Origin of the sequence: Frankia sp. AgB1.9 (genome assembly GCF_016786355.1) — a bacterium.
Taxonomy (GTDB): Bacteria; Actinomycetota; Actinomycetes; order Frankiales; family Frankiaceae; genus Pseudofrankia.
The window spans coordinates 45,355-63,464 of record NZ_JADWYX010000018.1; the positions used below are offsets into that span (position 1 = coordinate 45,355).

16 protein-coding genes are annotated in these 18,110 nt (G+C 70.9%); 8 read left to right on the plus strand and 8 right to left on the minus strand.

The genetic code is table 11. The features are described 5' to 3' along the window. The first annotated feature begins 391 nt into the window (after positions 1–391). Positions 392–1,495, plus strand: coding sequence for a hypothetical protein (locus I6A60_RS09120; RefSeq protein WP_203014461.1), 1,104 nt, complete (start codon positions 392–394; stop codon positions 1,493–1,495). A gap of 121 nt (positions 1,496–1,616) precedes the next feature. Beyond that, complete coding sequence (locus I6A60_RS09125) at positions 1,617–2,492, plus strand: GNAT family N-acetyltransferase (protein ID WP_203014459.1); 876 nt, start codon at positions 1,617–1,619, stop codon at positions 2,490–2,492. Positions 2,493–2,519: 27 nt separating this feature from the next. Here the strand turns inward: I6A60_RS09125 and I6A60_RS09130 are convergent, their stop codons facing one another. Further along, on the minus strand, positions 2,520–3,626 hold the full coding sequence (locus tag I6A60_RS09130) for a cell wall metabolism sensor histidine kinase WalK (RefSeq protein WP_203014457.1): 1,107 nt from the start codon (positions 3,624–3,626) through the stop codon (positions 2,520–2,522). Next, positions 3,623–4,279 (minus strand): response regulator transcription factor, encoded by a 657-nt coding sequence (locus tag I6A60_RS09135; RefSeq protein WP_203014455.1) that lies wholly within the window; start codon positions 4,277–4,279, stop codon positions 3,623–3,625. Before I6A60_RS09135 ends, I6A60_RS09130 begins: the two co-directional genes overlap by 4 nt. Positions 4,280–4,397: 118 nt before the next feature. Here I6A60_RS09135 and I6A60_RS09140 point away from each other — a divergent pair, with 118 nt between their 5' ends. The 3 genes from I6A60_RS09140 to I6A60_RS09150 all read left to right on the plus strand — a co-directional run bounded on the left by I6A60_RS09140 (position 4,398) and on the right by I6A60_RS09150 (position 7,975). Continuing rightward, a complete protein-coding gene (locus I6A60_RS09140; RefSeq protein ID WP_203014453.1) occupies positions 4,398–5,666 on the plus strand; it encodes a serine hydrolase in 1,269 nt (422 codons plus the stop codon). Positions 5,667–5,897: 231 nt separating this feature from the next. After that, positions 5,898–6,461 carry a gluconokinase gene (locus I6A60_RS09145; RefSeq protein WP_203014531.1) on the plus strand — a complete coding sequence of 188 codons (564 nt, stop codon included), beginning with the start codon at positions 5,898–5,900 and terminating at the stop codon, positions 6,459–6,461. Continuing rightward, on the plus strand, positions 6,458–7,975 hold the full coding sequence (locus I6A60_RS09150; RefSeq protein ID WP_203014451.1) for an SLC13 family permease: 1,518 nt from the start codon (positions 6,458–6,460) through the stop codon (positions 7,973–7,975). Before I6A60_RS09145 ends, I6A60_RS09150 begins: the two co-directional genes overlap by 4 nt. A gap of 62 nt (positions 7,976–8,037) precedes the next feature. On the opposite strand, the gene I6A60_RS09155 is transcribed toward I6A60_RS09150, so the two are convergent. Next, the gene (locus tag I6A60_RS09155; RefSeq protein WP_203014449.1) at positions 8,038–8,499 is read right to left on the minus strand and encodes an FHA domain-containing protein; all 462 of its coding nucleotides are present in this window, start codon (positions 8,497–8,499) and stop codon (positions 8,038–8,040) included. Between the two features lie 171 nt (positions 8,500–8,670). Here I6A60_RS09155 and I6A60_RS09160 point away from each other — a divergent pair, with 171 nt between their 5' ends. Further along, positions 8,671–10,698: a SpoIIE family protein phosphatase gene (locus I6A60_RS09160; RefSeq protein ID WP_203014446.1), complete on the plus strand. Its 2,028-nt coding sequence runs from the start codon at positions 8,671–8,673 to the stop codon at positions 10,696–10,698. Between the two features lie 11 nt (positions 10,699–10,709). Here I6A60_RS09160 and I6A60_RS09165 read toward each other — a convergent pair whose 3' ends face one another. After that, entirely contained in the window at positions 10,710–11,570 is an 861-nt protein-coding gene (locus I6A60_RS09165; RefSeq protein WP_203014443.1) for an enoyl-CoA hydratase/isomerase family protein, read from the minus strand. A 146-nt stretch (positions 11,571–11,716) separates the two neighbouring features. Further along, a complete protein-coding gene (locus I6A60_RS09170) occupies positions 11,717–12,547 on the minus strand; it encodes an NAD(P)-dependent oxidoreductase (protein ID WP_203014441.1) in 831 nt (276 codons plus the stop codon). Positions 12,548–12,909: 362 nt separating this feature from the next. On the opposite strand from I6A60_RS09170, the gene I6A60_RS09175 reads away from it, so the two are divergent. Continuing rightward, positions 12,910–14,004, plus strand: a complete 1,095-nt coding sequence (locus I6A60_RS09175) for a hypothetical protein (protein WP_203014438.1) — start codon at positions 12,910–12,912, stop codon at positions 14,002–14,004. 19 nt (positions 14,005–14,023) lie between these two features. Here the strand turns inward: I6A60_RS09175 and I6A60_RS09180 are convergent, their stop codons facing one another. Together I6A60_RS09180 and I6A60_RS09185 are read right to left on the minus strand one after the other, a co-directional pair. Next, positions 14,024–14,653: a M50 family metallopeptidase gene (locus I6A60_RS09180; RefSeq protein ID WP_238435077.1), complete on the minus strand. Its 630-nt coding sequence runs from the start codon at positions 14,651–14,653 to the stop codon at positions 14,024–14,026. 404 nt (positions 14,654–15,057) lie between these two features. Then, positions 15,058–15,498 (minus strand): GNAT family N-acetyltransferase, encoded by a 441-nt coding sequence (locus I6A60_RS09185; protein ID WP_203014432.1) that lies wholly within the window; start codon positions 15,496–15,498, stop codon positions 15,058–15,060. 450 nt (positions 15,499–15,948) lie between these two features. Here I6A60_RS09185 and I6A60_RS09190 point away from each other — a divergent pair, with 450 nt between their 5' ends. Then, on the plus strand, positions 15,949–17,520 hold the full coding sequence (locus tag I6A60_RS09190) for an acyl-CoA synthetase (protein WP_203014430.1): 1,572 nt from the start codon (positions 15,949–15,951) through the stop codon (positions 17,518–17,520). A 179-nt stretch (positions 17,521–17,699) separates the two neighbouring features. On the opposite strand, the gene I6A60_RS09195 is transcribed toward I6A60_RS09190, so the two are convergent. Further along, positions 17,700–18,104, minus strand: a complete 405-nt coding sequence (locus I6A60_RS09195; protein ID WP_203014428.1) for a hypothetical protein — start codon at positions 18,102–18,104, stop codon at positions 17,700–17,702. Between the last annotated feature and the right edge of the window lie 6 nt (positions 18,105–18,110).

Genomic DNA, 18,110 nt, shown 5'->3' on the forward strand with positions numbered 1-18,110 from the left:
CCGGCGCTGGTCCGGCCGGCCCGGTCCGGCCTGAGCCGAGGTCCCGTACCGGGCAGGCGGCCTGGCAGTCCGGTCGGCCCGACCTGAGGGGCGCAGGCGCGGCCCGGCGGCCCGACCGGCGCGAACCGCCAGTTCGCGCTTCTTGATTGCCGTTTCAGCCCTCGGGTGGTCGCGATTCAGGGCCCGTGGCAACCACGGGAGGGCGTAAACGCCGATCAAGGTGGCGCTCGGCGGCCGGTGGTCGGGTGGAATGGGCCGGTCGGGCCGTGGACGAGGTGGGCGGCGTCGGCTATATACCTGGTTGAAGCCCCATACCTGGTTGGAGTTCCGCTCCACGTCTGGGAGGTCGGCCGATGGATTCCCGGTTCGCGTCCGTTGCCGGAGGCCGGTCGTGACGGCGATCGCGGTGGAGCCCGTCGCTCCCGTCGCGCCGCCGAAGTCGAGGCAGCCGCGCTGGATTCGGTCGGCGAGCTATGACCTCGGTGTGGCGGCGCTGTGGGTGCCGTTCGCGGCGGTGGCCTGGGCGTTGGCCGACAACGGGCCCGCGGTGCGCTGGCTGGTCGCGGCGACGCTGATGTTCTCCGTCATGCACCAGCCGCTGACGCTGCTGCTCGTCTACGGCGACCGCAAGCAGTTCGCCACCCGACGGGCGATCTTCACGGTGAGCCCGTTCGTGCTCGCCGGCCTGGTCGCGTTCGGGATGCTCGTCAGCTTCGCGCTGCTCGCGGTCGTCGCGGCCGTCTGGAACGCCGTGCACACCCTGCAGCAGCGGTACGGCCTGACCAGGATCTACGGCCGCAAGGCACAGGACAGCCACGGGAACACCGAGCGGCTCCTCCTGTACAGCTGGCTCGTCACCGCGGTCCTCGCCGCCGCGTCCGCCAGGAGCACCGCGGACAAGGTCGCGGTCGCCGGGCTGGGTGGCGTGAACCGACAGGCGCTCGACCTGCTCACCGACGCGGCGCCGATCGCCCGGATCCTGCTGCCGATCGCGGCGGCCGTCGCCGTCGCGGCGCTGGTCCGGTGGGCACTGGCCGAGCACCGCAACCCGAACGCCAACCCGGCGAAGTGGTTCTACGTCGGCTCGACCCTGGTCATGATCCTGCTGGTGGCCGTCAACCCGCTGGTCGGCTTCATCGCCTACGTCGGCTCCCACGCGGCCGAGTACTTCCTGGTCGTCCACCACCACCTCGAAGGCCGCTACCGGCCGAAGGCGAAGGCGGGCGAGCCGGTCGACGTCCGAACCGGGCCGGTCGCCGCCGTCGTGCGTTCCCCGGCCGGCCGGACCGGCTTCATCGCCGCCTACCTCGCCGGGATCGGCGCCGTTCTGGTGGGCCTGACGGCCGCGGGCTACCCCTACTTCACGCTCTTCGTGCTGATCGCCGGCGGCCTGCACCTGTTCTACGACGGCCTGATCTGGAAGCTGCGCCGCCCGGACGTCGGCCGCGGCTTCGGCATTCCCGGCCCGCAGGCGCCGAGCGCAGCCTCGGGCTGAACGATCCGTGCGGGTCACCCGATAGCGGGCTGGCTGCGGAGAGTGTCACGCCGCCGGAGGGACCGCTTGGTCGTGGGGAAAATGAGGTGCGTAGAGGTGGCCTCGGCGGGGATCATAGGGCGTGGCCTGGTTCATGACGGAGAGCGTTGAGGAGTATCTCGCGGCGGCGGGCGATTTTCTCATGTCCCGGCTGGTGGAGAACACTGTTTTGTTGACCGTCGCCGAGACGCTGCGCGTGCGTGGCATGTCGGCATTCGGGGAGGCTGCTCCGCTTTTCGGTTGGTGGCGATCGCCCGGCGGCGCCGTTGAGAGCGCATTCCTGCATACTCCGCCGAGTCCCGTTCTTCTGACAAAAGCTCCATCGGAGGCCATGGAGCCGCTGGTCGAGTGCTGGCCGGATGGAAGGCCGATGTCCGGAGTGGATGCTGGTGAGGAAGTCGCCAGCGCCTTCGCCTCCGCCTGGCAAGAACGGACCGCCGCGATGCTCTACCTTCACCGTCGAGAGCGCTTGTATCGGCTTGGCAGTCTCGTTCTGCCCCGCTCCGGACCTCCGGGTCGCTCCCGCGTCGCCTCGGCGACCGACAGAGATCTGCTGGTGGATTGGGTCACGGCTTTCCAGAAAGAGACCAGCGGGGTCGTCGGCAATGCCGCGGAACGGGTGGACGATCGTCTCAGCTATGGCGGCTTCACTCTGTGGGAGGTTGACGGGGCGCCGGTCTCCGCTGCGGGGATTACCCGCCCGATGGGCGGGATGGTCCGTATCGCGCCCGTTTATACTCCTTCGGGTCTCCGACGAGTGGGCTATGCCGGGGGTGCGACGGCAGCGGTGAGCCAGGCTGCGCTGGACGCGGGAGCGCAGGAGGTTCTGCTGTTCGCCGACCTGGCCAATCCGACCAGCAACGGCCTGTACCAACGGCTCGGATTCGAGCCTGTTGGGAACCGTGTCACGCTGCTGCTCGCGCCACCGCCCCCACCCGGAAATGACAGGAATGCATGATCGGGCAACGGCCCGCTGACGTGGCGCTCAGCCGCGGTGCAGGTGCACGGTGATGTCCAGGCCGCCGGTCAGCCGGGCGGCGCTGGAGATCTCACCGTCGTGCGCGAGGACGATCGCCTGGACGATGGACAGGCCGAGCCCGGCCCCGCGGGTGCCGTCGGAGGCGCCTCGGACGAACGGCTCGAACAGCCGCCACTCCTCGTCCGGCGCGACCGGCGGGCCGGTGTTGACCACCTGCAGGAACACGCGCCCGCCCGCGGTGCCGGAACTCACCGTGACGTGTCCGCCGGCGTGGTTGTAGCGCAGCGCGTTGTCCAGCAGGTTGCCGGCCATCCGTTCCAGCAGCACGGGCTCGCCGCTCGTCGGCGCGGGCCGCAGGTCGGCCCGCAGGTCAACGGCCCCGTCGGCTGCCCGGTCGGCGGCGTCGGTGACCGCCGCGGCCGCGACCTCGGCCAGGTCCACGGGCATCCGGCGCAGCGGGCCGGCCTGGCTTCGGGCCAGGATCAGGAGCCCGTCGAGGGTGCGTTGGCTGGTGTCGATGGCGACGGCGATGTCGCCGGCCATCGCGACGAGTTCGGCCCGGTCGGGTTCGCCGTCGAGGGTGACGTCGACTGCCGTGCGCATGGTGGTGAGCGGGGTACGCAGTTCGTGCGCGGCGTTGGCCACGAACAGGCGTTGGCTGTCGAGAATCCGGTCGCGTTCGGCGATGCCTTGCTGGATGCGGTCCAGCATGCCGTTGATGGTGGCGGCCAGCGTGGCTAGTTCGTCGGCGGGCTGGCGGACGGGTACCCGCTCGGAAAGGTTCTCCGCGGACAGCCGGTTCGCGGTCTCGGACATCGTGCGGATGGGGCGCAGTATCCGGCCGGCCACCAGCCAGCCAGTCAGCCCGACGAACGTCGTTACCACCAGTAGTGAGATCAAGGCCCCGGTCAGCAGCTCCGAGACTGCCTCGTCGCGCAGCCGATCGGCGAGGGTGTCTCCGGGGACGGCCGGCTCGTGCCGGACTACGCCCGTAGTGTGCAGGCCGCGCCACAGCAGCAGGTACGTCAGTGCCACGAGCAGGAATCCGGCGCCCAGGACCAGGCCGGTGTACGCCAGGGTGAGGCGGCTGCGGGCGGTCAGCCGCCGGATCATGGGGTGATCCGATACCCGGTGCCTGTCACGGTTTCGACCAGCTGTGGATCACCGAGCTTGCGGCGCAGGGTGCTGACCGTGATCCGCACCGCGTTGGTGAACGGGTCGGCGTGCTCATCCCACACCTTGTCCAGCAGCGTCTCGGCACTTACCACGGCACCGTCGGCGGCGAGCAGCAATTCCAGCACCCCGAACTCCTTCGGAGTCAGCGACATCAGACGGCCATCCCGTTCGGCGGTGCGCCGGGACGGATCGAGCTCGACGTCCCGCGCGCGCAGTACCGGCAGGTGGGCCGGCGTGCTGCGCCGGGCGAGTGCACGTACCCGGGCGACCAGCTCGGCGAACGCGAACGGCTTGCCCAGGTAGTCGTCGGCGCCCAGGGCCAGCCCGTCCACCCGGTCGGACACGGCACCGGACGCCGTGAGCATCAGCACCCGGACGGTGCCGCGCCCTGCCAACAGCCGGCACACGGTGTCGCCGTGCACCACCGGAAGATCCCGGTCAAGGACGACCACGTCGTACGGAACGACGTCGCATTTGTCCAGCGCCTGCTGACCGTCGTGTGCCACGTCCACGGCGCAGCCATGTTTGCGCAGCCCGGCCGCGATGTAGGTGGCCAGCGGCTGTTCGTCCTCGACCAGCAGCACCCGCATCGGCCCAGTATCCGCAGCGCCGCATATGGCTGGCCTATGCCGCGGCCGTCGGTTGCCGATAAGCGATCACCGGTAGATCTGCAACGGTCCGCTTGAAGGCTGAGAAAGGACCGTGACCATGGACTCGGCAGGTGGCATCGACCGACGGCGGCTGGTCAGATGGGGCGGCGGGCTGGTGGCCGCCGGTGCGGTGGCGGCCGGCGTACCGCTGGGGAGAGCCGAGTTCGGCCAGGACGCCTCGGCCTCGACCGGCGCCGACGCGCCCTCCACACCCGCTCCGTCCGGGCATGGCCAGATCCCGCCGGACACCCTGCCCGGCGGCGCCTATGACCGGTACGTGGCGGGCCTGGCCGCCAAAGGCCGGTTCTCCGGCGTGGTGCTGCTGTCGTACCAGGGCCGGACGGTGCTTTCCCGCAGTTACGGCCTGGCCGACAGGGAGAGGCGGATCCCCAACGGCGAGGGCATCGCGTTCAGCCTCAGTTCGGCGGGCAAGCCGTTCCACGCGGTGGCCATCCTGCAACTGGTGCAGCAGGGCAAGCTGAAGCTGTCCGACACGGTGGGCACCCACCTGACGGGCTTCGCCAAAGACATCGCCGAGCAGGTGACCATTCACCATCTGCTCTCTGCCACCTCAGGGCTGGCCACCCCGTATGAGAACGTGCAACACCTCTTCCAGAGCCGGGAGGAGGTGCAGGCGTACTACGAACAATGGGCCCGGCAGTCGAAACTAGTGGCCGCGCCCGGCACTCCTACCGACCACGCCGGTGCCGAGGTGACCATCCCCGCGCTGATCGTGGAGGCCGTGACCGGGAAGACGTACTGGGACTACGCCCAGGAACACATCTTCGGCCGCTGCGGCATGACCAGCACGGCGTTCTACGACAGGCCGCGGTGGCTCACCGACGCGCACATCGCGCACCCGTACATGACGCTGGCCGACGGCAGCCAGGTGGACGCCGTCCGCAACCTGGACAAGGGCAGCCCGGAACCGGACGTGTTGGGCAAGAACCCGGGTCGCGGCTTCATCGACGCTCCCGGCGACGGCGGCTTCGCCACCGCGCCGGATCTGGTCCGGTTCGCCCGCGCGCTGAGCGACGGGACAGTACTGGACCGGCCTTACGCCGATGTGCTCACCGGGGCCAAGATCCCGCACGGTGCGGGGTCATTCGGGGCGTACACGCTCCCGGTCCACATCGTCGGCAACCAATGGGTGCTTGGGCGGGCCGGTGCCAACCCCGGTGTCGGCGCCAGTTGGAACATCTACCCGTACACCGGCTGGGTCGGCGTCATCCTCAGCAACTGCGACGGCGAGCCGCTTCAGGCGATGAGCCAGCGGGAGGTGCAGGCCGTCACCGGGAGTTCGCCCAGCGGATCGGGTGGCGGCTGACCCTCGGAACGTGCCGGCCGTCGCTTCGGACGGTTCATCCCGCATGTGTGACTTGGGCGAAACAGGGCATCTGACCGGTGGTTTCGCGGTCACGGGGCTGAGCCTGGGGAGGCACACGGTGCGCAAGAGTCCGACCTGGAGTTCGGAGTCGTCGTGAGCGACCAACTGACCGGAACTTCCAGGGAGACCGGACGTTCCGGGGAGACCGCCCGCCCGCCTGTCCTGGTGCTGATGGGTGTGTCGGGCTGCGGCAAGTCCACTGTCGCCGCGATGCTCTCCGGACGGCTGGGCTGGCCGTTCGCCGAGGGTGACGATCTGCACCCGCGGGAGAACGTCGAGAAGATGGCCGCGGGCCACCCCCTGACCGATCTTGACCGCTGGCCCTGGCTGCTGCGGGTCCGCGGCTGGATTCACGACCGGATCGAGGCCGGCGAGCCCGGTGTGATCACCTGTTCGGCATTGCGCCGGTCCTACCGCGACGTACTGCGCGGCCAGGCTGTCGACGGCTCCGGGCTGGCCGCGGACGCGGACGTCGCCGCGGGTGCCGGCAGCGGCGCGGAACTGTTCGTCTACCTGCGGGGCTCCCGCGCGGTCATCGGGCAGCGGCTGGCCGCCCGCCACGGTCATTTCATGCCGCCGGGCCTGCTCGACTCGCAGTTCGCCACGCTGGAGGAGCCGGGGCCGGACGAGAACCAGCTGACCGTCGACATCGGCCCGGAGCCGGCGGACATCGTCCAGACGGTCGTCGACAAGCTCGGCCTCGCCGGCCCGCACCAGGCGGACGGCGCCCGATGAACGCCACGCTCGTCGCCGCCGGAGCGGCCGCGCACTCGTCCTGGACCGGGCACGACACCCGGCTGATCACGGTCGCGGCGCTCGGCATCGCGCTGATCGTCGCCCTGATCGTCTGGGCGAAGCTGCACCCGTTTCTCGCGCTGATCCTCGGCAGCGCCTTCGTCGGGCTGGCCAGTGGGGTGGGGCTGGCCGGCGTCATCAAGAACTTCGAGACCGGTGTCGGTAGCACCCTGCAGGAGGTCGGGCTGCTGATCGCGCTCGGCGCGATGCTCGGCAAGCTGCTCGCCGACTCCGGCGGCGCCAACCGCGTCATCGACACCCTGCTCGCCCGCGCGTCCGGCGCCGCGATCCCCTGGGCGATGGCGCTGGTGGCCGTGATCATCGGCCTGCCGATGTTCTTCGAGATCGGCCTGGTACTGCTGCTGCCGGTGATCGTGCTGGTGAGCCAGCGGTCAGGGCTGAAGCTCATGCGGGTCGCGATCCCGGCGCTGGCGGGCCTCTCCGCGCTGCACGGGCTGGTGCCGCCGCATCCGGGCCCGCTGCTGGCGATCTCGGCGGTGCACGCGGACCTCGGCACCACGCTCGCGCTCGGTGTGCTGGTCGCCATCCCGACGGTCGTCCTGTGCGGCCCGCTGTTCTCGCTGCTGGCCGCCCGCTGGGTGCCGGTCGACGCGCCCGCCGTGGCCGGCGGCGTCGACACCAGGTCGCAGGCCACGGCCGGTGACCGCGGGTCGGCCGCGGACCAGACCTCCACGACAGCAGGGCCGGACGAAACGGCTTCGGATACCGCAGGCCAGCGCCCGACCCCGGCGACCGATGGCGAGCAGAGCCCGAGCCGGGAGCCGTCGTTCGGGGTCACTCTCGCGACGATCCTGTTCCCGGTCGCCCTGATGCTGGGCAAGGCGCTCGCGGACATCATCGACGCCGACAGCAAGAACCCGTCCCAGGCGCGGGTCGTGTTCGACTTCATCGGCGAGCCGTTGGCCGCGATGACGCTGGCGGTGCTGCTCGCGCTCGTCACCTTCGGCTACGCCGTCGGCTTCACCGGGAAGACGCTGTCGGCCAAGGTCGGCGCCAGCGTCGGACCGGTCGCCGCGGTGATCCTGATCGTCGGGGCCGGCGGGGGGTTCAAGCAGTCACTGATCGGCGCCGGTGTCGGTGACGCGGTCGCCCAGTGGGCCAACAACGCGCATATCTCGGTCCTCGTGCTGGGCTATCTGATCGCCGTCGCACTGCGGCTGGCGACCGGCTCGGCCACCGTCGCCACCGTCACCGCTGCCGGTATCGTCGCCCCGCTCGCCACCGGTCTGCCGGCGACACACGCCGCGTTGCTGGCGCTGGCGATCGGTACCGGCTCGCTGTTCCTCTCCCATGTGAACGACGCCGGCTTCTGGCTGGTCAAGGAGCTGTTCGGCCTCACCGTCCAGCAGACCCTGAAGACCTGGTCGGTCATGGAGACCCTGGTCTCCGTGGTCGGCTTCGGCTTCGTCTCGCTGCTCTGGGCGGTCACCTGACCTCGTCCAGCCCGCGGAGTCGTCGCCCGGCTCGGCTCCCGCGGGCCGTACCAGCTCGCCACCTACGTCGTGGCTCTCGCTGGCCAGGACGCCTGGCTGGGGACCCGGAAGGCGACGTCGTGCAGCAGGCGGGTCTGACCGAGGTCGATCGCCGGTGACGAAAAAGTGATCTCGGTCGGGACCGTCAGGAGCTCGGGGACCACGGGAAGCGGGTAGTCCGGGAACGACGGCGGCGGGCCCGGGATCAGCGTGATCCGCGGACCGTTCACCGCGCCGAGGTTGAGCCGGACCTCCCGGCACACGTCGACCCGCCGGACCCGCTCGCCGTCCAGCCAGGTCCCGTTCGCGCTGATGTCCAGGACCGACCAGCCGTGTTCGGTCTGCCTGACCATCAGGTGCCGCCGGGACACCCGGGCGTCCGCGAGCCGCAGATCTGCCGCGGACCCGCGGCCGATGACGAACGGCCGGTCCACGGGCACCGTGGCGACCTCTGCCCCGTGGCAGACCATCAGCTCCTCGGACACCCGTACCGACCTCCGTCCCGCCTCCGCACCAATTGTCCCAGCACCCCTGTCGAGAGTCGCCCCGCGGGGCCCTAGCGGAGCAGACCTTAGAAAGTCGCTTACTGTCGCCAACCCGACTCGCCCGGCCGGCAACGTCGCGTGTGGGCTGGCGGGCTGGGTACACGAACCGTGATGAACGAGCGGCCGCAGGTGTGGGGAAGCCAGACCGACGGGGTCGGGCCGGGCGTCGGCGATCTCTATCGGGCGCTGACCGCCCTCGGGGTCGGGATCTTCGACTGGGATGTCGCCAGCGACCGGATGTTCTACGACCAGGCGGCGGCCCGGTTGCTTGGGTTCGGCGATCGGCCTGGATCCGTGTCGCCGCAGGACGCTATGGCGGCAGTCCATCCGGACGACCGGCCGGCGCTGATCCGGGCCCGCGACGCCGCCCTGCGGACGGAGAACCCGTTCCTGGAGGAGTACCGGGTCGTCAGTCGCGATGGCTCGGTGAACTGGGTGCAGACCCGGGCTCGACTGCTGCGCGCCGGGCCCGACGGCAGAGCACGGGTGATCGGGCTCTGTACGGACCGGACGCCGGATCGGACGGTGCGTGACCGGATCGCCCGGGCACTCGACCACATGGGCGACATCGTCCTGGTGCTGGACGAGACGGACACGATCGTTCACGCCAACATCCAGGCGATTCGACAGTTCGAACTGCCACGCGACGAAATGGTCGGCAAGGCGGCGGCTGATCTGCTGCTGCCCCCGGTGCGTGACCATGTCGCGGCGATCCGCCGTCGGCGCACCGAACCGACCACCCAGGAACCCCGGCCCGAGCCGGTTCTCGAGATCGAGGCGACCGACCCGGACGGCGCCTGGTGGGCGGTCCGGACGTTCCCCATCCCCGATGGCCTCGTCGTCGCGATGCGCAACGTCGACGCCCGCCACCGCGCGGACGCGGAACGCAAGGCGCTGATCGGCTCGCTGTCCTCCGCGCTGCGGCGCTCACGGCAGCTGCTCGACGCCACGGTCGAGCTCGGCCAGGTCATGACCGTCGACGAGCTGTGCGATGTCGCGGCCCACGCCGCGCAGGCCGACCTGGGCGTGCTGTTCGTCGGGCTGGTGCTGCTGGAGGAGGACGGGCCGCCGCGGGTGCACTGCCGGCCGAACTCCAGATTCCTCACCGAGGCCTGGCGCCGGATGCCGGCGTTCGGCCCGGCCTCCACCGACCAGGTGCTGCGGACCGGCCGGCCGCGGTTCGACAACGACCGCAAGAGCTACCTGCGCGACTACCCCGACCGCGGGCCCAACCTCGACGCGATGAGCATCGACGCCCTGGCCAGCCTGCCGCTGATCGTGTCCGGCCGCCCGATCGGCCTCATGGTGCTCGGCTGGCCCGAGCCACAGCCGTTCGAGGAGGACGAGCGACGGTTCCTGCTCACGCTCGTCGGCCCGTTCGCCCAGGCGTTGGAACGCGCCCGCCTCTACGAGCGGCAGATGTCGACGGTGGAGACGCTGCAGCGGGCCGTGCTGCCGCAGACGCTGCCCGATCTAGGTGGGGTCCGGCTCGCGGCCAGGTACCTCCCCGCCGGCCGTGACCTCGGGATCGGCGGCGACTGGTACGACGCGACCATGCTGTCCGACGGCACGCTCAGCCTCGTCGTCGGTGATGTCGGCGGTCACGGGCTACGAGCCGTGTCGACGATGGCCGAGCTGCGGCACGCGGCCCGGGCCTACGCGCTGCAGCTGCGGACGCCGGCCGACATCACCACCCAGCTGTCGGCCAATCTGGGCAGCCGGTCCGACGAGATGCTCGCCACCGCCGTCGTCGCCGACCTCTGCCCCGGCAGCGGCCTCCTGAACTGGTCTTGCGCCGGCCATCCGCCACCACTGCTCGTGCGGGCCGCGGCTGGCGTCGGCGCGAGCTTTCTCGAGCAGGTCAACGGCCCGATCCTCGGCGTCGACGCGGGGGCCAGCTACGGCCAGAACAGCCTCCAGCTGGAACCGGGCGACCAGCTGCTGCTGTTCACCGACGGCCTGGTCGAACGCCGGGGCCGGTCGCTGACGACCCAGCTCGCGGCGCTGGCCGAGGCCGCCGTGTCCGTGCCGGCCGTGTACCGGAATGACCCCGACGGCCTCTGCGACCACATCCTGCACGCGGTGGCACCGGCCGACCGCGAGGACGACCTGTGCCTGCTGGCGGTCGCGATGACGTGACCGCCGGCCGCTCAGGGCTCCGGCTGGACGGCGGGCGTGCGCCCGTAGCCGAACTTGCCGGCCCGCCGGAGGAACTCGGGGGAGTTCATCAGGCCGGTGACCAGGAGCCGGTCGATGTTCCGGGCGGCGGTGCGGTCGGAGATGTCCGCGTACATGTCGACGGCCAGCTTCGCGACGCCGAGCACCTCCGGCGGGATCTTCGTCAGGTCCCGGCAGAACGCGTAGACCTCGTCCATGAACGTCTCGGCTGGGAAGACGTCGTGCACCAGGCCGATCTGCCTGGCCTGCTCGGCGCCCACCCGGCGGCCGGCCATCGCCATCCACTTGCCCCAGGCCGGGCCGACCAGCCTGGTCAGGCGGCTGGTGCCGCCGCTGCCCGCGAGCATCCCCATGTGCACCTCGGGTACCCCGAACTCGGCCTCCGGCGTGCAGAACCGGAAGTCGCAGCTCACCGCCATCTCGACCCCGGCCCCCAGGGAGATCCCGTTCACGGCCACGATGATCGGCTTCTCGATCGACTCGAACTCGTCGTAGAGCAGATGGTGGCTGCGGTAGTTGCGCCGGAAGTTCCAGCCCGGGTGCAGATGCTCGGTCTCGGGGTTCGCCGGCCGGTTGCCCACCCCGGCCGACAGGTCCACCCCGGCGGTGAAGTAGGGGCCGACACCCGTGATCACCAGGCAGCGCAGGTCGTCGCGGTCGCCGAGCATGGTCGCGGCCTGCCAGAGCAGCTCGGTGATCTGCGGGCTGATCAGATTGCGCTTGCGCTGCCGGTCGATGGTCAGGGTGAGGATGCCGTCCTGCTCGGTCAGCCGGGCGTGCTCCTCCGCGTCTGCCGTGGGCGACTCGGCGGTCTGGCGGTCCTGGGCGCTCACGGTTCTCCCTGGTGGTCCGGGCTGGCGCATCGAGGCGGGACCGCCGTCCCCGGGGACGTCCCGAGTGGCGTGCCCCGACTGCGCGCGTCGTATCAAGTATTCGTTATACGTCCCCTATTGTGCCGGCTCGGCCCACCCGCCGCCCGCTACCCGGCGACCGGCGGGCTGGCCAGCGTCGTCAGTGTCTCCTGCGCGAGCGCGCTCAGCGTCGCCGGCGCCTCGGTGCCGGCGCCCGCCGCGACCTCCAACGTGATCCGGACGTCCTTGCGCAGCAGCGGTTCGGCGCCGCGCAGCCCGGCGAGGTCGAAGCCGGACGCGGCCAGGATGCCCGCGGCCCGGGAGCCACCGGTGCCGCCCGCCAGCACCTGCGCGGCCAGGGCCCGGTCGATGCCGAGCCGGTCGGCGAACGCGAACGTGTCCAGCGCGAGCCCCACCTGGGCGGTGAACACGAAGTTGTTCAGCAGCTTGGCCACCTGGCCGCTGCCAAGCGGGCCCAGGTGCAGCAGCGGGTCCGCGAACGTCTCCAGCACCGGGCGGGCACGGGCGACGTCCTCGTCCGTGCCGCCGACCATCACCGACAGCCGACCCACGGACGCCGCGGGGGCGCCGCCGCTGACCGGGGCGTCGATCACCGCGACCCCGCGATCGGCGGCCGCGTCCGCGATCAGCCGGCAGGTGTCCGGGTGGATCGTCGAGTGCAGCACCAGCAGGCCGCCCGCGTCCATCCCGGCCAGCACCCCGTCCGGGCGCAGCAGCACGTCCGTCACGTCCACGTCGGCGACCACGCAGATCCCGACGATGTCGCTGGCGGCGCCGAGCTCGGCAGGCGTCGCCGCGACCGTCGCGGCCGTGTCCGCGAACGGCTCGACCGCCACCGCGCGGCGCGCCCAGATCGTCAGCGGGAAGCCGGCGTCCACGATGCGTCGTGCCATCGGCTGGCCCTGGCTGCCCAGCCCGATGAATCCGACCTTCGTCATCGGCCCTGTCCTCTCACGTCACACGTCTGTTCGCGGTAGGTCGGCACGTCCGCGCGGCTGGCGCGGGCGTCCCACGGCGGAGCCGCTCCGCCCTGCCTACCGCGCGGTCACCGCTTCGCGCATCCGAACTGGGGGACCTGCGCCCCGGGCGCCGGGTGGTCGGGGGGTTCCGTACGTTGCGGCGGCCTCGGCGGTGTGCGGGAGATCATGCCCGGCGGCCGGGCCTCCTCGGCCCGATACCGGGGCGAGACGGGTGGCTCGCCTCCGTGTGCCCTCTTGGGCCGTTTTGTCGGCGTACCGGCATTCCCAGGACCGCGCGCCCGGTCGATGATGAGAGGGGATCCCCTATCGACAGGTGTGCCGTGTCCGAGTCCAGCTGGCCGTTGCCCGAACCAACGTCGCGGCCCGAACCACCGCCGCGGCCCGCGCCGCCGCCCGCGAGTCCGCCGCCCGCCGAGGCGGTGCCCCAGGCGTCCGCGGCCGCGTCCGGGTTCGAGGACGACGAGGACGACGACGGCGACGTCACCCAGGTCCTGCCGCCCCAGCTGAAGCCACCGCCGACGCTTGCCTCCCCGGCGCAGACGGCCCCGCAGCAGGCGTCGGCCACTCAGGCGTCGGTTCCGCAGGCGTCGGCCCCGGCCGGGTCGGGGGCGTCCCCGGCGCAGTTCGCACCCCCGACCGGCCCCGCACCCGCGACTCAGGGGACTCCCGCTCAGCCAACGCCGTACCCGGGCCCGCAGACGGCGCCGCCGCCCCAGCCGCTGCCGCAGGGCACCCTCTGGTCGCAGGGCTATCCGCCCGCCCAGCCAACGCCGTGGCCGCAGAGCACGCCGTGGCCCGCGAGCCAGCCACCGGCCGCCCCCGGTGCCTGGCCGTCACAGCGGCCGCCGGCCACGGCGGACCGTGGCCCGCGGATCCGGGCGCTGCCGGTGTTCGACCAGATCGTCGTCGGGGTCGCCGGTGTCCTGGTCCTGGTGGCGGTCGTGCTGACCGCGATCGCGCCGGTCTACCCGCCCCGGGGCCGGGCGCAGAAGCTCCTCGACGCCCGGATCCAGCCGCCGGCGGCCCTCACGTCGACGCAGCCGACCCCGAGCGGGTCGCCGGCGGTAGATCCCGACCAGCTGCCCGCCGAGCTGCGCGGCACCTGGACCGGCGACGTGGCCCAGAAGGACCCGGCGCACGAGTTCGACACCACCTACCCGGTGACCCTGGTGCTGCGCGGCGGATCGATCGGCCAGGTGGTCGGCACGTCCAACTATCCGACCATTCCCTGCTCCGGCGACCTGCTGCTGAACCAGGGCGGAAACGCCGTCCAGGTGACCGAGCACATCGTGGGCGGCACGAACTGCTCCGACACCACGGTTTCGCTCACGCTCAACGCGAACGGCGAGCTGGTCTACCACTTCGACGATGTCGGAGACGGCACCGGCGACGGGGTGCTCACCAAGCAGCGGTGACCGTTCGGGGCGGAAACACTCAGCCGGGGGCGACCAGCAGTCTGGCGCCCTTCAGCAGGCAGAACACGCTGACGGCCCCGAAGACGAACACCCACAAGAACCCCGGGACGTGGGTGATCTCGGCAAGGATGTCCGCGTCGGAATCGCTCGGCCCACTCCGGCGCACCCGCCGCAGGACGACGACGGACCTGACCCCGGACAGCAAAAGAAACCAGGTGAGGAAGAAGGCGCACCAGCGCCCGAACCAGCCGGGCGCGTACCGCTCCAGGCCGACGAGCACGGCGGCGCTCGACAGCAGGACGACGATGCCGAACCTGTTGACGTCGACGAGGAGCAGCGCGACCAGCGCGAGCACGGCGAGAATGAACACCGAGGTCTCGTTCCCCGCGGCCAGCAGGCTCGCCGACGTGAGACCGGCCAGCGGTGGGCTGACGTAGCCGGCGAAAAAGATCATGAACACGCCGAACCGACCCATCGATCCGAGTTCGAATCTGGTGAGTCCCCCATCGCGGCGGTCGATGTGTACTTTCTTCACCCGCCCGCCGTGCGCCCACGTGAGAAGAGCGTGTCCCCCCTCGTGCAGCGCCGTATCCAGGTGACGGCCCCACCAGCCGGCCGTCACCGCCCACAACGCCAAGAGCCCGGTCATCACAGCCACAGCGCCACCCCCCGACAGCGCGTCCTGTTTCCTTTCGTTTCATGATGCGGCCGCCGGGCGGATTCCCGAAGCGGTTTTTCGTCACGGCGGTGGGCCTGTGGTCTCGCGTCGCCTTGATCGCGGTTTTGGCCCTGGGATGGTCGCGACGGGCGCGTTTCCGCGACCATCCCAGGGCCCAAACGGCGATCATGATCGGTCCGGTGGCCCGTGATCCAGGGACTGGACGCCGCGCGTCGACCACCCGTCACTGGGAGTCCTGGAACAGGCTTCAGTCCTACTCGCGGTCGACCACTGACGAGATCCACCACCATGGCGTAGGACTCGCACAGACTCCAGGCCCGAATTAGCCAGCAGGGTCACTGCGGCGGCAAAGTCGAAAGGGCCAGCCGGGATCGTCAGAGCTCCTGGGTCATCCAGATGGATTGTTCGAGCTGGAAGCCGTGGCGGGCGTAGAACCGGCGCGCGGCGTCGTTGGGTGCCTCGGTCTCGAGGAAGACGCGCAGCACACCGGCGGCGCGGCAGGCGGCCAACAGCGCGGGCAGCGCGGCGGAGCCGAGGCCGAGCCCGCGGTCCCGGACGTAGATCTCGTCGAGCACGGCCTCACGGCCGCCTGACTCGAGGCTGTATCCCCAGCACAGGACGGCGTAGCCCGCCGGTTCGTCGTCGGGACCGTTGATGAACCAGACCTGGCCGTACTCGTCGTCGGCCAGCAACGGGGCGAGCGCGCGGCCGACGCGGGCATCGTCGTGGTCGTGGCCGTCGATCGCGTTGAACTCCCGCACGAGCGTGAGGACGGTCTCGGAGTCGGTGGGCCGGGCGCGGCGGATCGCGGTCACCCGCGCATTCTGCCGCCCCCGCGCCGCGCCCTGACCTGCCCTCGGTCTTTCGGAACGGCCGACCGTGCGGCCAGCAAGCATGGTGCCCGAGGTGGGCGATGGTGCCGCACGGTGTGGACGCGAGTTGTTGGCGGCAGGGCCGTTACTGGAATGGTGTTCCCGGCTGCAGCGGGCGCGGCCATGGGCGCGTCCACGGTCAGGCGGACGGTCGGAGCGGGCGGCAGGGGCTGCTCATCGAGCCGAGACAGTGCGCCCGGGCATGCGGGTACGCGGCCATCGGTCGCCACCGGCCGCCAACGCGGCTATCGTCAGACATGTGACGAGGGTCTCCTCCCTGGAACCATCGTCGACGCCTGCTAGAACAGGGTTCTGCTTCTGGTAGCCGTCGCCGTGCCGGTCGCGCCACCGCGGGCCGCCGGAGCCTGGCCACCGGAGTGAGGGAGGGCCGTCATGTATCCCGGCCAGTTCGCCGTGACCCATCCGGAGAAGACGGCGGTTCTCATGGGCGGCCCGGACTGGCCGGCGGCCACCGATGCCGTGGTGACGCGCCTGAGCTATGCCGAGCTCAACGCGAGTTCGGTCCGGCTGGCCCGGCTGCTGGCCGAGAACGGGCTGAGGCCGGGCGACACGCTGGCGATTCTCGCCGAGAATCATCCGCGCTATTTCGAGGTCTTCTGGGCCGCGATTCGATCCGGCCTTTACCTCACGGCGGTCAACTGGCATCTCGCGCCAAGCGAGGTCGCATACCAGGTGGCGGATTCTGGCGCCCGCGCGCTGGTCGCCACCCGCCGGTTCAGCGAGCTGGCCGCTCAGGCCGCCGTGAAGGTGCCCGACTGCCGGGTCCGGCTGATGATGGACGGCGTCGTGGACGGGTTCGAGCCGTACGAGGACGCCGTCGCCGTGGTCTCCGCCGAGCCGCTGGCCACCGAGCCGGTTGGCGAGGTGATGCTCTACTCGTCCGGCACGACCGGCCGTCCGAAGGGCATCCAGCGGCCGCTGTCCGGCCTGCAGGTGACCGACCCGGAACGCACCCGGCTCTCGCTGTTCGGCCAGCTCCTGCTCCGCTGGACCGAGGATCTGGTCTACCTCTGCCCGGCGCCGCTCTACCATGCGGCCGGGCTGCAGTGGTCCGGAGCGGTCCATGAGATCGGCGGGACGCTGGTCATCCTGGACAAGTTCGACCCCGAGCGGCTGCTCGCCGTCATCGAACGGGAGCGGGTCACCCACGTCCAGCTCGTGCCGACCATGATGGTTCGCCTGCTCAAACTGCCCGACGAGGTTCGACGTTGTTATGACCTGTCCAGCCTGGTCAGCGTGCTGCACGCCGCCGCCCCCTGCGCGCCGGACGTCAAGCGGGCGATGATCGACTGGCTTGGCCCGATCATCGACGAGTACTACGCGGCCACCGAGGGCAGCGGGCTGACGTTCATCAGCTCGCCGGACTGGCTCGCGCACCCCGGCTCCGTCGGCCCGGCGCTGGCGAGCGTCCCGCACATCTGCGACGAGGCCGGCGGTGAACTTCCCCCGGGCGTGCCCGGTCTGCTCTTCTTCGAGCAGGAGAAGGCCCCGTTCGAGTACCACGGCGACCCAGAGAAGACGAAGGCCAGCCGCCACCCCGAACACCCGAACTGGACGACGACCGGCGACGTCGGCTACCTGGACGAGGCCGGCTTCCTCTACCTGACCGACCGGAAGAGCTTCATGATCATATCCGGCGGCGTCAACATCTACCCGGCCGAGGTCGAGGCCGCGCTGATCATGCACCCGAAGGTCGCCGACGTCGCCGTCTTCGGGCTGCCCGACCCGGAGATGGGGGAGTACGTCCACGCGGTCGTCGCCCCCGCCGCCGGGATCGAGCCGGACGACGAGCTCGCCGAGGAACTGCGCGCGTACGCCCGTGCGTCAGTCGCCCACTACAAGGTCCCGCGCACCTTCGCGTTCCGCCCCGAGCTCCCGCGCATGCCCACCGGAAAGCTCAACAAGCTAAAGCTCCGCGAGGAGTACCTGACGTCCGCCCGCTGACCTGCCCTCGATGTCCGCCGCTCAGGCCTGCGCGCGCCTCCCACTGGTCTGGCCTAGTGCGGCATCTGAAAGATCGCTGTTTTGGCCCCCTCCCGTGGCTGCAACTGCAGCCGGTTTTGTGACCACGTGAGGGCCAAGACAGCGATCAAGCCTGCGGGCGAACCTCGCCGGGCCCGGCACTAGACCTTCCTGACGGCGATGTGCGGAGGCAGAAGTCGTTCGAGATCGTCCGTGTCCGAGGTGAAGACGGTGACCTGACCGACCTGACGCCGAGCCACGACGGCGACCACGGCGTCGACGGCGTATCTGTGGCCGTGAAGTCCTGCGGCGGCCAGAAGGCGCCTGGCTTCGCGAGCCTGATCCTTATCGAGAGCCGGCACCTCGACGCGGGACAGGGCCCAGTCCCAGCGCTGCTCAACCGAGTGGGTATCGAACGCCTCAATGAGGGTCATCGGAGAGGCGACCACCTCGACGTCGTTGTCGCGCGCGAAATCCAGGCGCATCGCCATGGATCGGTCTCCGCGTACGGCCAGCGAGAGCGCTTCCGAGTCGAGCACGATCACTTCTCGCGGCAGGGCGCGCATGCCTGA

Bases quoted from the DNA above. Each gene is read 5' to 3' on its own strand.
- I6A60_RS09130 (WP_203014457.1), bottom strand. From the start codon at position 3,626: ATGATCCGGCGGCTGACCGCCCGCAGCCGCCTCACCCTGGCGTACACC.
- I6A60_RS09135 (WP_203014455.1), bottom strand. From the start codon at position 4,279: ATGCGGGTGCTGCTGGTCGAGGACGAACAGCCGCTGGCCACCTACATC.
- I6A60_RS09140 (WP_203014453.1), top strand. From the start codon at position 4,398: ATGGACTCGGCAGGTGGCATCGACCGACGGCGGCTGGTCAGATGGGGC.
- I6A60_RS09145 (WP_203014531.1), top strand. From the start codon at position 5,898: ATGGGTGTGTCGGGCTGCGGCAAGTCCACTGTCGCCGCGATGCTCTCC.
- I6A60_RS09150 (WP_203014451.1), top strand. From the start codon at position 6,458: ATGAACGCCACGCTCGTCGCCGCCGGAGCGGCCGCGCACTCGTCCTGG.
- I6A60_RS09160 (WP_203014446.1), top strand. From the start codon at position 8,671: ATGAACGAGCGGCCGCAGGTGTGGGGAAGCCAGACCGACGGGGTCGGG.
- I6A60_RS09170 (WP_203014441.1), bottom strand. From the start codon at position 12,547: ATGACGAAGGTCGGATTCATCGGGCTGGGCAGCCAGGGCCAGCCGATG.
- I6A60_RS09180 (WP_238435077.1), bottom strand. From the start codon at position 14,653: ATGACCGGGCTCTTGGCGTTGTGGGCGGTGACGGCCGGCTGGTGGGGC.
- I6A60_RS09190 (WP_203014430.1), top strand. From the start codon at position 15,949: ATGTATCCCGGCCAGTTCGCCGTGACCCATCCGGAGAAGACGGCGGTT.
- I6A60_RS09195 (WP_203014428.1), bottom strand. From the start codon at position 18,104: ATGCGCGCCCTGCCGCGAGAAGTGATCGTGCTCGACTCGGAAGCGCTC.